The 14,989-nt window shown below is 65.0% G+C and carries 13 protein-coding genes; 6 read left to right on the forward strand and 7 right to left on the reverse strand.

The window, feature by feature from the left end:
• Window positions 1-59 precede the first annotated feature (59 nt).
• Together ACH46_RS04830 and ACH46_RS04835 are read left to right on the forward strand one after the other, a co-directional pair.
• Window positions 60-851: an ankyrin repeat domain-containing protein gene (locus ACH46_RS04830; RefSeq protein ID WP_226995764.1), complete on the forward strand. Its 792-nt coding sequence runs from the start codon at window positions 60-62 to the stop codon at window positions 849-851.
• Window positions 848-2,020, forward strand: a complete 1,173-nt coding sequence (locus tag ACH46_RS04835; RefSeq protein WP_062391927.1) for an amidohydrolase family protein — start codon at window positions 848-850, stop codon at window positions 2,018-2,020. The genes ACH46_RS04830 and ACH46_RS04835 overlap by 4 nt, the downstream gene beginning before the upstream one ends.
• Before the next feature lie 63 nt (window positions 2,021-2,083).
• Here the strand turns inward: ACH46_RS04835 and ACH46_RS04840 are convergent, their stop codons facing one another.
• From ACH46_RS04840 to ACH46_RS04850, 3 genes are all read right to left on the reverse strand, one after another.
• Window positions 2,084-2,392, reverse strand: a complete 309-nt coding sequence (locus ACH46_RS04840; protein ID WP_157851008.1) for a hypothetical protein — start codon at window positions 2,390-2,392, stop codon at window positions 2,084-2,086.
• A gap of 536 nt (window positions 2,393-2,928) precedes the next feature.
• Window positions 2,929-3,396, reverse strand: coding sequence for a PaaI family thioesterase (locus tag ACH46_RS04845; protein WP_062391929.1), 468 nt, complete (start codon window positions 3,394-3,396; stop codon window positions 2,929-2,931).
• Window positions 3,393-4,925, reverse strand: coding sequence for a class I adenylate-forming enzyme family protein (locus ACH46_RS04850; protein WP_062391930.1), 1,533 nt, complete (start codon window positions 4,923-4,925; stop codon window positions 3,393-3,395). Before ACH46_RS04850 ends, ACH46_RS04845 begins: the two co-directional genes overlap by 4 nt.
• A 487-nt stretch (window positions 4,926-5,412) precedes the next feature.
• On the opposite strand from ACH46_RS04850, the gene ACH46_RS04855 reads away from it, so the two are divergent.
• From ACH46_RS04855 to ACH46_RS20745, 4 genes are all read left to right on the forward strand, one after another.
• Window positions 5,413-6,552: a nucleoside triphosphate pyrophosphohydrolase gene (locus tag ACH46_RS04855; protein WP_062391931.1), complete on the forward strand. Its 1,140-nt coding sequence runs from the start codon at window positions 5,413-5,415 to the stop codon at window positions 6,550-6,552.
• Between the two features lie 6 nt (window positions 6,553-6,558).
• Entirely contained in the window at window positions 6,559-7,317 is a 759-nt protein-coding gene (locus ACH46_RS04860) for an HNH endonuclease (RefSeq protein ID WP_157851009.1), read from the forward strand.
• A 216-nt stretch (window positions 7,318-7,533) separates the two neighbouring features.
• Window positions 7,534-8,817, forward strand: a complete 1,284-nt coding sequence (locus tag ACH46_RS04865; RefSeq protein ID WP_062391933.1) for a DNA cytosine methyltransferase — start codon at window positions 7,534-7,536, stop codon at window positions 8,815-8,817.
• 49 nt (window positions 8,818-8,866) lie between these two features.
• Complete coding sequence (locus ACH46_RS20745; RefSeq protein WP_082399400.1) at window positions 8,867-9,805, forward strand: NaeI family type II restriction endonuclease; 939 nt, start codon at window positions 8,867-8,869, stop codon at window positions 9,803-9,805.
• A 696-nt stretch (window positions 9,806-10,501) separates the two neighbouring features.
• Here the strand turns inward: ACH46_RS20745 and ACH46_RS04870 are convergent.
• The 4 genes from ACH46_RS04870 to efeU form a co-directional block, all read right to left on the reverse strand.
• Complete coding sequence (locus ACH46_RS04870) at window positions 10,502-10,918, reverse strand: TIGR02611 family protein (RefSeq protein WP_062391934.1); 417 nt, start codon at window positions 10,916-10,918, stop codon at window positions 10,502-10,504.
• 392 nt (window positions 10,919-11,310) lie between these two features.
• Entirely contained in the window at window positions 11,311-12,639 is a 1,329-nt protein-coding gene (gene efeB, locus ACH46_RS04875) for an iron uptake transporter deferrochelatase/peroxidase subunit (protein WP_062394968.1), read from the reverse strand.
• Between the two features lie 29 nt (window positions 12,640-12,668).
• The gene (gene efeO, locus ACH46_RS04880) at window positions 12,669-13,886 is read right to left on the reverse strand and encodes an iron uptake system protein EfeO (protein ID WP_062391935.1); all 1,218 of its coding nucleotides are present in this window, start codon (window positions 13,884-13,886) and stop codon (window positions 12,669-12,671) included.
• Between the two features lie 41 nt (window positions 13,887-13,927).
• A complete protein-coding gene (gene efeU / locus ACH46_RS04885; protein WP_062391936.1) occupies window positions 13,928-14,821 on the reverse strand; it encodes an iron uptake transporter permease EfeU in 894 nt (297 codons plus the stop codon).
• Window positions 14,822-14,989: the final 168 nt, after the last annotated feature.

Here is a 14,989-nt window from a genome sequence, read left to right on the forward strand (position 1 = left end):
GACGCTATCGCAGAACGTCGGCATGCTGGAGGACGATGCCCGTACATGGAGGTTCCCCTGTGAAGGATTCGATTCGTCGGCCGATCGTCCTGGCGGTCGCCGTCGCCGCGGCGGCCACCGGTCTCACGGCGTGCTCCTCGGAGGAGTCCGCTGCCGCACCCGCCTCGTCGACGACGGTGTCGTCGGTGTCGTCGGTGTCCCAGCCCGCGACCAGTTCGGCGGCAGCGACGACGACGTCGAAGCGCGTCGATCCGTCCCTCAACGGACCGCTGCAGCAGGCGGCCGCCGCCAACGACGCCGCCCGTGTCCGTGAGCTGCTGGCCCGCGGAGCGGAGATCGAGAGCCGCGGCCACCAGGGCCGCACTCCGCTCGTGACGGCCACCAAGAACCGCGCGGTCGACGCCGCCCGCGTCCTCATCGACGCCGGTGCCGACGTGAACGCGAAGGACGACATCCAGGATTCGGCCTACCTGTACGCCGGAGCCGAGGGCTACGACGCGATCCTGCGGATGACGCTCGACCACGGCGCCGACCTGAAGTCGGTCAACCGCTACGGCGGCACCGCGCTGATCCCGGCCGCCGAGCACGGTTTCCTCTCCACGGTGCAGATGCTCATCAAGGCCGGAGTCGACGTCAACCACGTCAACACGCCGGTGTGGACCGCGCTGCACGAGGCCGTGGTCTACGGTGACGGCTCGCAGAAGTACCAGGACGTGGTGACCGCGCTCCTCGACGCCGGTGCCGATCCCAACATCCGTGACGGTCAGGGGCGTACCGTCCTCGCCAATGCGCGGAACAACGGGCAGACCGCGATCGTCCGAATCCTGCTCAATCATGGAGGCGCCCAGTGAATCCCACTCGCATCAGCAACGTCACCGCACCCGATGGGCAGCGCGTCGACATCGCTCTCGTCGACGGTGCGATCGCCGCGATCACGCCCCATCGGTCCGACCCCGCAGTCGCCGACACCGTGATCGACGGTGCCGGCGCGCTGGTGCTGCCCGCGTTCGTCGACGGTCACTGCCACCTGGACAAGACCTTCCTGGGCGCGCCGTGGCAGCCGCACCTCGCGTCGGGGTCGCTGCGTGAGCGGATCGCGAACGAGAAGGTGCTCCGCAGCAGCATCGGCGTGCCGGTCGTCGAGCGTGCGACGGCCCTCGTCGACCAGATGGTCGCCTTCGGCACCGGGCACGTTCGCTCGCACGTCGACATCGATCTCGAAGCCGGGCTCGACGGCCTCCACGCGCTCCTGCAGGTCCGCGACGCCGTGCGCGATCGCCTCGGCATCCAGCTCGTCGCGTTCCCGCAGAGCGGCGTCGTCACCGCACCCGGTGTCGCCGACCTGCTCGACGCGGCCCTCGCCGAGGGCGCCGAACTCTTCGGCGGCCTCGATCCCGTCGGATTCGACGACGACATGAACGGCCAGCTCGACGTGATCTTCGGCCTCGCAGACAAGCACGGCGCGGGCATCGACATCCACCTGCACGACGGCGGCACCGTCGGCACCGCGCAGCTGCGCGCCATCGCCGAGCGGACCCGCGCCCTCGGTCTCGGTGGCAAGGTGACGGTCAGCCACGCGTACGCGCTCGGCCAGGTGTACGGCGACGAGCTCGACAGCACCGCGCAGGCGCTCGGCGACGCGGGAGTCTCGATCCTCACCAACGGTCCGGCAGGCACCATGCCGCCGATCCTGCGTCTGCGCGAGCACGGCGTCCGCGTCTTCGCCGGCTCGGACAACATCCGGGACGCCTGGTGGCCGTACGGCAATGGCGACATGCTCGAGCGCGCCACCATCATCGGCCTCGAAGGCGGCCTGATGAACGACGACGACCTCGCAGTCCTCGCGTCGCTGACCACCGACGTCGCCGCCGACGTCCTCGGAGTGGCCGACTACGGGTTGCGCGCGGGCGGTCGTGCGGACCTGGTCCTCGTCGACGCGCAGAGCGTTCCCGAGGCCGTCGCCGCCCACCCGCCACGGAAGCTGGTCCTGCACGGCGGCCGCGTGGTGCACCAGGCGTAGGTGAGGCCGCCGGTCTTACCATCCTGTCGGACTGCCCTCAGACGTGAATCAGTCCTGCTTTGCTCATTGCTCGCCGTGGGACACCGGGGTCGTGCTCTCGATCACGTCGAAGAAGTGTTTCGCGGGTATGGGCTTAGCCCTGCGGGCTTCGCCCGTTGGCATCAGAACCAGGATTTCTTGGCCGGCGGTCTGTGGGACGAACTTGCCTGTACCGGCTGTCGTGCCGAGGACTCGCAACTCGGCTGACTCTTCGAACCTCCGTGCTCGCTGCCGGACTTTTCGGTCGGAGTCGAGGCTCTGTACTGCGAGGTAGAGTGTCAGGATCATGGCGGCCAGTGCTGCGAGCGATGCGACAAGGGTGCTGGTAGTCATCGCACTTGTCCCTTCGCTCGTCGCGCGGAAATCGTCCAGCAAATCGCTGCTGTGCAGAACGACATTGCGCCTAAAACCCATGGTGCCACACCCATGGGGACGTTGACAGCGCCCGCGTTGACCGTGTCGACGTACCCCCAGACACACAGGACGACGATAAGCGTCAGGGCGGCTCTGAGTCGGTTGGTCGCGGTTACGGAGTACGTCTGCGGTCGACGGTAAAAGTAGCTCAAGTTTGCCGATGTCAGGCCTGCGATGGTCAGGAGCGACATGTAGGGCGCACCGTCAGTGAAGATCTTGACGGGTAGCTCCGAACCCGGGAGCCCACGGTAGACGTGATAGGTCACGAGACTTAGGTAGGGGAGCACGCCGTAGAAGACTATCCAGCATGTCTCTCGGTTGGCGGCCGCCCACCACTCGCCGTCAGGTTCCGAGTTGTGTTCCCCCATGCTGCGTGAATATAGCACGCTAAACGAATTAAAGGGACAAAAGAGTAGGCGTCTGATGGTTGGGACTCGTGAACGCGGACTGTCGAGTTACCTCACCGCCCGCACCTGATACACCCCGTGCGTTGTCGCAACGACAGTCCCGGCCGCGTCGACCAACACCGCATCGACGACGAACTCGCTCCGACCGCTCGACTCCACCTCGCGCCGCATCCGCTCACGCGTCGCAGCGTCGAGCGACGCCTCGCCGCGCACGTCCGTCGTCGCCGGGCGTCGGAACGAGATCTGCAGGTCCTTCACGGTCGGCAGGAACCGGTCGGTGTCGTAGTCGACGATCGCCAATGCACCGCCGAGCACTTCGGCGACCCCGAAGAGCGCACCCGCGTACATCGTCCCCAGGTGATTGCCATTGGTCGCGATCGGCACCGTGGCGACGGCGCGCCCCGACTCCAGTTCGACGATCCGGATCCCGAAGCCCTCGTAGATGCCCGGGACGGTTCCGCGGATGAACTCGTTGGTGAAGCCGACGGGGTCGTCGCGCTTCGAGACCGCCGTCATCGCGTCACGTACGCGAGGCTCTCGCGCAGATCGCGCTTCAAGATCTTGCCCGACGGGTTGCGGGGGATCGACTCGACCACGATAAACTCGTGCGGCAACTTGTAGTGCGAGATCCGTTCGCCGACGAAGGCGCGGACCTCGTCCAGGTCGAGCGTGGCGCCGTCGACCAGCGTCACGAACGCGACGATGCTCTCGCCGAACTCCTCGTGCGGCCGCCCGACGACGGCCGCGTCGACCACGTTCGGGTGCGCGGCCACCGCGCCCTCCACCTCGATGGAGTACACGTTGCGGCCGCCGGTGATGATCATGTCCTTGAGCCGGTCGACGATCGTGATGTAGCCGTCTTCGTCCAGACGGCAGATGTCGCCGGTGTGCAGCCAGCCGTCGACGATGGTGTCTGCGGTGGCCTCGGGCTTGTTCCAGTACTCCTTCATGATGGTCTCGCCGCGCAGGAGCATCTCGCCGGTGGAGCCCGCGGCGATGTCGTTGCCGTCGGGGTCGACGATGCGCACCTCGGTGAGGACGACGGCTTGGCGGCCACTCGCGTCAGGGCGTTCCCTCACCTGGTCGCGGTCGCAGAAGATGCCGCTCGGACCGGCTTCGGTCTGTCCGGCGAGCTGGATGAAGTTCACGTTCGGAAGGGTCGTCACGAGTTGTTCGACGGCGTGCGGCGGCATCGGTGCGGCGCCGAACAGGCCGGTCCGCCAGGCGGAGAGGTCGCGCTCGCCGAGGTCGGGGAGACGCAGCAGAAACTGGAACATGGTGGGGACGCCGAAGAACATGGTGATGCGCTCGGCCTCCAAGTTATCGAGGACCTTGACGGGGTCGAATCCGGCGTGCACCACGTGGGTGGCGCCGACCAATGTGCCGGGGATGAGCAGGATGCAGAGCTCTGCCGCGTGGTACAGCGGCGCGACGTGCAGCAGCCGGTCTGCGTCCTTGATGCCGCAGGTGGTGATGACGGCGAGTGCCGTGCTCATCACGCGGCGGTGATCGAACAGCGCGCCCTTCGGCTTGCCGGTGGTTCCCGACGTGTAGAGGATGTGCGCGTTGTCGGACTCGGTGACGGTGTCGTCGATCGGGGTGGCAGGACGATCGGCGACCAGCGCGAACAGATCTCGGTGTCCGTCGACCGGGCCCAGTGCCAGGAGCTGGAGGTCGTCGGGCAGTCCGTTCTTGCTTGCGGCGTCGACCACCGGCGACAGGGCCGGCGCGAAGGTCAGGAACGTCGACCCGCTGTCGCGCAGGATGTAGTCCAGCTCCGGCGCCGACGACGCCGGGTTGATGGGCACGAAGATCGCGCCGATGCGGTGTGCCGCGTACATGGTGACGACGAAGCGGTCGGAGCTGGGGGAGAACATCGCGAGGCGGTCGCCCTTGCGGAGTCCCTGCTCGGCCAGCCATCCGGCGAGGCGGTCGGCGGCCTGGTCCAGTTCCCGGTAGGTGTACCGGACGTCGCCGAAGATGAGGGCCGTCCGCTCGGGCACACGATTGGCGGACAAGCGGAGCGTGGAACCGATGGTTGGCATGGTGATTCCTCCAGGGGCGCGACTGCGTTTCGGCGACTATCTATTCACTTGGTCGAAGATCTGGACGCTACTGATTCGTGCGGTGGTCGTCCGGACTGCGGCTGGTGTAGGCGGAAGTGCAGGTGGGAGGTGGATGGACCAGGTTGCGGCCGAAGTCGACCCTTCCCGTCTTCCGTTACGTACATCACACTAACAACTATTCACTTACTCAACAAGGGGTAAGTCTTGCCGCGACGCGACCAGGCGCTTTTCCGGACGCGCTCGGTTGCTGTCGGGGTGGAGATTCACTTGGCGGCTTCTGTCAGCGGTTCGGTGTCGGCTGTTCGAGGCGCGACGGGCACGCATCCTGAACTGTGTGGCGGACCCGCTGTGCTGCGGAAATCGGTGAGTAACCGGCGACACGCCTCCTTCCTCCGCGTGTGACGAGAGCGCAGCGCCTCAACGCGTTAATGTCGAGTTCGACACCGAATTGCAGGGAGGAGCTTCCATGACCGTTGTCTTGCTCGACGCGTCGCGGCCCGACCTGATCCCGGCCGGCGCTGTGGCATTGCTCGCGGACACCGTGGCTGTCACCGAAGAGGTTCATCCCTCGTTGCTGTGGCAGCTGCCGTCGTACGTCCTGGTCGGCCTGGTCGGCGACGACCGCACCAGGACGCTCGTCTCGTCCGATCGTGAGCATCCGGCGGTCGTGGAGCGCCTCAAGTGGGGCGAGAACGTCGTTCAGGGTGGCACCATGCCCGGCGGCACGCTGCTGCGGGCGGTCGAACTGATGGACCGACTGCGACGCCTCGGCCCGTGGGAACGTCAGCAGACCCACGACTCCCTGCGCCGCTACCTTCTTGAAGAGGCCTACGAGACGCTCGACGCCATCGATCACGGCACGCCCGACGAGCTGCGGTCCGAGCTCGGCGACCTGCTTCTTCAGGTCCTTTTCCACGCGCGGATCGCGGCGGACTCGGCGACCGGCTCGTTCGACATCGACGATGTCGCGCAGAGTTTCATCGACAAGGTCTCGTACCGCACGCCCGGTGTCCTCAGTGGCGAGCACGAGGACCTGGACCGCCAGATCGACGAGTGGGAGGCCGCCAAAGCCGCCGCCCGCGAACGTGAGCGCAGCAGCGTCCTCGACGGCATCGGCACCACGCAGCCCGCGCTCGCCCTGGTCCAGAAGATCTTCGAGCGCCTCGCCGGCGTCGGCTTCCCCGTCGCTGCCATCAGTCCCTCGCTGTACCGAGTCGACATCCCGTTCCATAAGCACGCGGCCGTCAGCGTCGAAGACGACCTCCGCCGCCGCGCGATCACCCTGATGGATCAGGTTCGCGCAGCCGAGCAGGCCGCCGACGCCGACGACGTCCAGCTGCACGACGAGAACACCTGGCGCAAGTACCTCGGCATGGCCTACGAGCCGGAGACCGAGGAGTTCGAGGTCGACGAGGAACTCGAGGACGACGACGCCGTCGAGTCTGACGAGGCCGAAGACGCCGATCTCGAATGGGACGAGGAGACCGTCGACGCCGATCCGATCGCCAAGAACACGAAGGGCAAGACCCGGAAGTTCAAGGGGCTGAAGGTCGGGAAGGTGCCCGGGATGGTCGTGCACGAGAAGTGGAGTGCTGAGGGGGAGTAGGGGCTGGTGGCACGACAGATTAGTTGGACCTGGCCTGAACTCGTCCTCGCGGTTGAGCTTCGACACGAAGTTGGATGGCTAACCGGCAGCGTCGACGCAGACGATCCGCGGACCGTGGCGCTGTCAGAACTGCTCCGAGCGGCGAACCCGGGACTGGCCCTCGACCAGCGATTTCGTAGCCGCAACTCCGTGCGGCGCAAGGTAGAGGATCTCAAAACTCAGCACCCGGACTACCACGGCAAGCCTACGAAGTCGGGTATTGCTACCAAGCGGATCGTTCATGCCTTTCTCGAGGACCCAGTTCACATGCTCGGCCTAGCCGAACAGTTCAGAGCCGAGCCTCATCTCGTATCGATCGAGTTCACGGACAGCATGCAGGTTGAGTACGTCAACTTGGACGAGCTGGACGGTGACGGTCCAGTATCCGCGATCGAGGGTGCGGTCGCGTACCGGCTTGCGGCGTTTCGTGAACGAGATCCGAAGCTGCGACAAGCGAAGATCGATGAGTCCATGCGCGAACGCGGCACGCTTGCATGTGAGACGTGTGGATTCGACTTCTATGGGACGTACGGTGAGTTGGGCGACGGGTACACGCACGTGCACCACGTGACGCCCCTTCACGTCACGGGTCCGACAGTGACAACGCTGGACGACCTGGTCCTCGTGTGCGCGAATTGCCACGCGATGGTTCACCGGCGAAGGCCTTGGAAGACGCCTGAAGAGATCGTCTCGATCGTTGACGGTAGTCCATACCTGCCAGACTGAGCTGAGCGCCCAAAAAGTGGAACCGGAAAGTCCCGGAGTAGGCAGGGTGCAGTGTCGTGACCTGCGACGACGCCCAGAGTGTCCGAGGTATGCGCTACGACTAGCGAGCAGACCTTGAGCCGGGGGCTGCGGATGACGCGAGCGGCTCGCCACTGTATTGGTCACCGACGTCGCTCGCGACCTATGATCGACTGCTAGTGCGGAGGAGGACAGGGCGTGGCTGCGAGATCTGGTCGGGACGACGACACCTACACGGTCGTAGAGATTTGTGCTGGCGCTGGAGGACAGGCGCTCGGCCTCGAACGGGCCGGCTTCGAGCACGTACTCGCAGTCGAGCTGGACGAGAACGCTGTGGCAACCCTGAAGCTCAACCGTCCGAACTGGGACGTGCGGACGGGGGATGTTGCCAGTTCAGAGGTGTGGAAGCCCGCAGAGTTCGAAGGCGTTTCACTGCTTGCTGGGGGTGTGCCGTGCCCGCCGTTTTCAATCGCAGGTCGGCAACTGGGAGCTTCGGACGAGCGCGACCTATTCTCGTGGGCTGTCGAGCAGGTTGCGGTTGTAAAACCTCGAGCCTTGATGCTTGAGAACGTGCGAGGACTCTCGCAGCCTCGGTTTGATGCATACCGTGCGCGGATACTCGCCCGACTAAGGGAGCTCGGTTACGAGCCATTCTGGAAGCTGTTGCACGCCTCCGACTTTGGTGTTCCGCAACTGCGTCCTCGGTTCGTTCTGGTCGCGCTGAGGCCTGGGGATGCGAAGTATTTCAGGTGGCCACAAGCTCACGAGTCTTCGATCAGTGTCGGTGACGCGCTTAGGGACCTGATGGCTGCTGACGGTTGGCCGCACGCTGACGAGTGGGCGACGATGGCGAACGATGTGGGGCCGACAATCGTTGGTGGGTCGAAGAAGCATGGCGGCGCTGACTTAGGGCCGACGCGCGCGAAGGCTGCATGGCTGCAGCTGGGTGTTGACGGAAAAGGTGTAGCCGATGCGCCGCCGTCGACCGAATCGCCGCGCCCGCATGATACGCCTCCGCGCTTAACAATTGAGATGGTCAAGCGAGTCCAGGGTTGGGGACAGGACTATCCCTGGGAGTTCTCTGGGCGTAAGACGTCGCAGTACCGTCAGATCGGAAATGCATTTCCGCCTCCGGTTGCGCGCGCAGTAGGCGAAGCGGTTCTTGCAGCGTTTCGTCGAGAACTGGTTGGGGGCCTTGGGCAGATCCCTGCGTCAGCGGCACGTGCAGAGGATCCCCTCTACACGTTGCTAGCGGCCAACCCTGGCGGGATTGCTGACGATGAGATTTTCAGGCATCTGCCGCAGCTGACACCGCGGACACTTGCCAAGCGGATCGATCGGCTTGGTCTGGACTTTGAGGTCGAGCAGTCTGTAGCGGGCAATACCACGACATATCGCCTGGGCAACTTCAAGGGTTTCGTCGGGCAGGCTGAGCATTTCCGTCATGACTACATCAGTGAGCACAGGTCCAAAGTGAGCTAATTGCGTGTACGCGCGACAGGCTATGCTGTGGCCGGCTAGGAATGGTTAGATGGCAGCAAAGTCGACTCTGGCCCTTCCGGGCCACACATGTATCCCAGATGATCGGCGTAGTGGTCCGCGCATGCCGCACCAGATACTTGCACCCGAGGAAGACGCTGACTTGCAGCGAGTTGCAAGTTGGCTTGTTGATGCTGACGCGACGACCAAGATTAGAGAGGCCGTCGACGATGCAATCCGGTATGTTCTCGACGGTGCTCGGACGTGGCGATTCGCGTTAACTGACAGCAGAGTTGACTCCGACGAACGGTCTACGGTAGGAACAAAACTTCAGTACCACGTGATTGAGGAGCTTGGTCTCGTAAAGGAACCGCCGCTCGACACGTCGATTGTGGGAATTCCGGTTGAAATCAAAGGGACGGTTCGTCGAAACTGGATGATTCCGCGTGAGGGTCAATGTGAGATCACGTTGATGATCCAAATTGATGCTGATCAACATCGGTTTCGTGCATTCCTTATGCGAACGCACCGTGCGTGGTTGACTGGGATTAAGGGAAATCGAGATCTGAAACGTACGATTCAGAAGGCGGCGCTGGATAGATTTGCTTTGTCGATTGTCGAATGGACGCCACTGCCCTCTGAGCCGCTCCGTCAACTAACGGCGGAGCAGTTGGCGATCGTCTTCGGCAAGCAGGGGCAGGCGCGCCGACTTACAGCACTTTTCGGCTACCTTCCGGAAACGGTGATCCCGCGGCCGACAATCGAAACGGTCTGCGCCAAGAACCAGGATCCGATGCGCCGTGCACGGCAAGCAAAGGAGCAAGTGCTGCAGCAGCACGGCCTGGTGATACTCGTGGGTAAATGGCAGGGTGAACGTGAGTTGGCGAAGCGGCTCGGGTTTGATCTCGGAACGTCATCGTGGGTCGCGGTGCCGAAGTGGAAAATTGAGCCAGAATACATGGTGGAAGGCCGTGAAGCTAGTCTTTGTTGAGGAGGGTTGTGTTCGCGAGTTTCTGCTCGTGATCGAGTGATTAGCGTTTACTGCACGATTTGAGGCCGTGTCGAGGATGTTTGATTCTGCTGTCGACGGGGTAATGTGGTTGTGGAGCATGCTGACGTCGTCGCCTCAACCTTATGCCTTGGCCGCTTTTGTCCAGCGGTCGACGACCATGCAGTGACGCTGGGCGCTTCAGTGAAGCTCGATCCTGCCGACTGACGCAGGTACCCATGGACACCGGTACCGCACAGTTCGCCGCTGACCGGGCGCCACCTGGAACGCGCAATCAGCAGCCGCGATCCTCCAGAAGTAGCGCGTGTAGATATGGACGGTGTGCGCGCCCGTAGCGACGTCGATGGTCCTCTTTCCCCAGCTCTTTCCGACGACGACACCGTCGACCGTGGTCTTGGGGCCGACGATCGCCCACAGGAGGTAGAGCAGTGGGAAGGCCCAGACGTCGAGGGTGAGGAGGGAACCGGTGCCGAGTGGCGACAGGGGACGCTGCCACTGCGGTGGGTAGGGAGGCGGCGGGTATCGCGGTGCCGGCGGTGTCGGAACAGCCCACTGCGGACCGGGCCCGTTCTGGCCGTATGGAGACGGGCCGTAGGGCGGTCGAGGTGGAAGCTGATTCACAGCCGAAGAGTACGCCGCGTCGGACTGCGGTTCATTCGGTCGAGCGAGGCCCAGACGCTATCCGAACAGCGGTGACTTCAACCAGCCGTAGTCGAGTCCGACCCAGTGCTGCGCGACATTCGCAGCGCCGGTGACCCACAGGGTCCCCAGCACGATGGCGCACGTGCCGCTCGCGAGGGCCGCCTGCGCGAGGCGGTTGCCGTCGATGTACTTCGCGTAGAAGTCGTTGAGCAGCCGCATGATCCGGTGGCGGAGCTTGGCTGCCCACTCGAGTTCCTGGGACAGGATCAGCAGACCGAGGAAGACGATCGCCCAGCCCGGACCCGGGTAGGGGATGGTGATGACGCCGACCGCGGTGACCAGAAAACCGACGACGATCGTGACGTAGCGGAGGACCCAGCCGTACTTGGTCTCGTGCCGGACCCGGTGATACGCGGCCCCGAGGTTCTTGAAGCGATCCAGAGTGGTGGGCACGTCGTCGAGTTTGCCAGAAGTTGGGGGAGTGGGGTCGTTGGGCCAGGCTGTGGGGATGTCGACCCAGCCCGCGGCGATCTCGATACTTGACGGCGCTCGCAAGCTCGCGTCGGCAAACTCGATCAACCTGAGAGGTGGCGATCTCGGGGGGCTGGAGGTCTAGCCAGCCTGCGGCGATCTCGATACTTGACGGCGCTCACTACGTTCGCGTCGGCAAACTCGATCAGCCTGAGAGGCGGCGATCTCGGGGGTGCTGGAGGTTGAGCCAGCCTGCGGCGATCTCGATACTCGGCGTCGCTCCGCTGCGCTCCGCGTCGTCGAACTCGATCAACCTGAGGGGCGCGGCGTCGCGATGGTCGATCAACCTGGACTGCGCAGCGCCGCAGGCTCCTTTACTTCTCGAAGAGGTGCTGGCCCCACCACTCGCCGGGCTTGAGGCCGGGCGGGACGGCGAAGTTCGCCGACGCGTTCGGGATCAGGTACTCGGTCATCGCGTCCTTGCGGGACAGTGTGTGCTGCATGGGCACGAACTGCTTGAAGCTGTCGCGGTTGAAGGCGATGAAGAACAGGCCGGCGTCCAGGTGGCCGAAGCCGTCGGAGCCGTCGGTGAAGTTGTAGCCGCGACGCAGGATCTGCACGCCGTTGTTCTGATCCGGATGCGCCAGCCGCATGTGCGCGGTCAGCGGGATGATCGGCGAACCGTACGAGGTGATCTGGAAGTCGGGCTCGTCGAACTCGGCGTCCTTGCCGAGGGGAGCGCCGACACCCTTGGTGCGGCCGATGATGTTCTCCTGCTCCAGGAGATTGGCGCGGTCCCACGGTTCGATGTCCATGCGGATGCGGCGGGCGACGAGGTAGGTGCCGCCGGTCATCCACTGCGCGGCGGGCGGATTGTCGTCGGCGCCGACCCACACCCACTTGTCGACGGTGTCGGTGTCCTCGGCGCGGATGTTCGCGGTGCCGTCCTTGAACCCGAACATGTTGCGCGGGGTCTCCTGACCCTTGGTGGTGGACGCGGTGCGACCGAAACCGAGCTGCGACCACCGCACGGAGACGACGCCGACGCCCATCCGCGCGAGGTTGCGGATGGCGTGGACGGCGACCTGCGGGTCGTCGGCGCACGCCTGAATGCAGATGTCGCCGTACGACCGCGACGGCTCGATCTTCTCCTGCGCGAACGCGGGCAGATCGGCGAGCGCCGCGGGCTTCTTGTGCGCGATCCCGAAACGGTCCTTCGCCGCGGGATTGGACGCGCTGGGACCGAACAGGCCCGGACCGAAACCGATGGTGAGCGTCAGGTGCGCGGCCGAGAGGCCGAGGGCCTCACCGGTGTCGGCCGGCGGGTGGTAGTCACCGAGATCCAGTGCGCCGCCGGGCTCGGTCTCCTCGCCCCGCGTCATGCGCTCGGCGGCGACGGTCCACCGCTTCAGCATGTCGACCAGGGCGTCGCGGGAATCGGTGATGACGTCGAACGAAGCGAAGTGGAGCCGGTCCTGGGCAGCGGTGACGATGCCGGCCTGGTGGTCGCCGCGGAACGGCACCACCTGGTCGGACGACGACGCGTCGTCCGAGCCGGAGACCGCGGCACCGATCGCGCCGCCGCCGGCCAGCCCGGCGACCACGCCGATGCCTGCGGCACCGAGGACGGTACGACGGCTCACGCCGTGCCTGCCTTCGGCGCCCGTCGTCGAATCCTGGCCTGCGGCCTCGGTCGACTCCACTTCGCTCTCGCTCACTTGATTGCGCTCTCCTACTTCGCCATGACGGCGCCGGGCACCATCGACAGGGTCGCCGACAGCGCGTCGACCTTGTCCGAGAGGGCCTTGCGCTGCTCCGGGGTCACCTTGTCGTACGAGACGTAGCCGTCGCCCTGACGGAACTGCTCGATGTCCTTGCTGACCGCGGCGAACTGCGTGTTGATCTTCTCGACCAGGTTCGGGTCACGCTTGGTGATGATGGTCTCGAGCTGGCTGATCAGAGCCTGCGAACCCTCGATGTTCGCGGCGATGTCCCACAGGTCGGTGTGGCTGTACCGATCCTCTTCGCCGCCGACCTTGGTCTTGGCGATCTCGTCGATCAGCGCCTGCGCGCCGCGCACGAACATCTGCGTCTCGAACTGGAAGTCCTTGGCGTCGATCTCGGCCTTCAGCGCCTTGACGTCGGTGACGAGCTGGTCGGCCACCTTGTCGATGTTCGCCTTGGTGTCCGCGGTCTTGGCGTCCTTGGCGTCCGACGGCGCCACCTGGCCTTCACCCTCGCCGACCTGGCTCGCCTGCGGCGGGAACAGGAAACGCTCGATGCGGTGGAAGCCGGTGAACGGCTGCTTGCCGTCCTCGGTGTCGTCCCAGCGCATGTCGATCTTCGGGTCGAGCTCGGGGAACGACTCGGCGACCGGCTCGATCCGCTCGTAGAAGGTGCGGACCAGACCGAACTCGCTGCGGGCCTTGTCGAGGTTGCCGCTCTTCACGTCGCCGGTGAAGGTCTCGGTCTGGGCGAGGAACCCGTTGAGCTGACCGCGCACGTAATCGAGGTAGCGGACCTTGGCGGCCTCGACGTCGGCGGGCGCCTGGCTCTTGGCCTTGGTCTCACCGGTGACCTTGATCTCCTGCCGGATGCCCTGACCGACCATGCCCGGCTTGCAGGCGACCGTGTAGGTGCCGGGCTCGGTGATCTCGACGCCCAGTTTGCCCTTGAGTCCCGGTCCGATGTTCTCGACCTCGGCCAGCACGCGGTTGTTCTTGCCGTAGACGTAGAACTCGGTGACCTTGTCGCCGGCGTTGGTGATCTCGAAGTTCACCTGACCGGTCTGCAGATCGGTGCTCGACAGCTCGCACGCGTCGTCGGTGGAGTTCACCGTGATCGCGCCGTCGCCGGCGGACTTCTCCGTACACGCGGCCAGCGCGAGGGGAGTGGCAGCCACGACGCCGAGGACGACGACGTTCCGCAGAACGGGGGAGAGCTTGGCCATGGGGTTCCTTTCGGGGACTTGCAGGAAGGATCGGGGCGACGTCAGGCGGCGTCGTTGAGGGCGGGCTCGGCAGGCTTCGGCTTCGGCGGCGTGGTGCGCCCGCGGGCGATGAACACGCCGCCGACGATGACGACGTACAGCACCCACGCCACCACCTGGAGCACGGTGGGCTCGGGGCGGAAGTTGAAGATGCCGCCGAGGATGGTGCCGTACCAGCCGTCCTGCGAGTACCAGGACGAGATGTCGAAGGCGATGTTGTCCATGCCGGGCAGCCAGCCGTACACCTGCAGGGCGTGGACGCCGTACGCGAGGATTCCCGCGGCGACGATGATGAGGAAGAAGCCGGTGTAGAGGAAGAACTTGGCGAAGTTGATGCGGATGGCACCGCGGTACAGCAGCCAGGTGAGGCCCATCGCGACGAGGATCCCGAGGAGCAGACCGACCAGCGTCCAGCCCTTGCTGCTGGCGTTCTCGGCGTACCCGACCATCAGCAGGGCGGTCTCGAAGGCCTCGCGGCCGACGGCGAGGAAGGCCAGTCCGAACACGGCGGCGCCGCCCGCGGTCAAGGCGTCGCTGAGACCGGATTTGAGGTCGCCGGAGATGTGCGCGGAGGCCTTCCGCATCCACAGCACCATGAAGGTGACGATGCAGACGGCGACCAGCGAGGCGATGCCCGCGATCAGTTCCGCGCCGAGGCTGGTGATGGTCGACGACCCGTACTGAATGATGAGGAAGGTCGCGATCAGCATGATCAGGGCGGCGGCGACGCCGAGCCAGATCCACTTGAGGGAGTCGCGACGGTCCGACTTCACCGCGAATGCGATGAGCACCATCACGACGATGCCTGCTTCGAGGCCCTCGCGGATGCCGATCAGCCCGCTGCCGACCATCTGGGTGACCACTGACGGGCCGCCCTGGGCGATGAACGTCGTCATCGGTTCCCTTCCAACGCGCGGATGGGTTGGTGAGCCAACCCATATCCAACTGAGCAAGAATAACTCAGCTGCGGTGAGCCTTGCCTCACAGGATTCGTCCGTCTAGCTGCAACGACGCCGAAAACGGTGTGAAAAGTGACGAAGTGCCCTGACGCAAACGGGTCCGAC

The organism is Gordonia phthalatica (assembly GCF_001305675.1).
GTDB classification, from domain to species: domain Bacteria; phylum Actinomycetota; class Actinomycetes; order Mycobacteriales; family Mycobacteriaceae; genus Gordonia; species Gordonia phthalatica.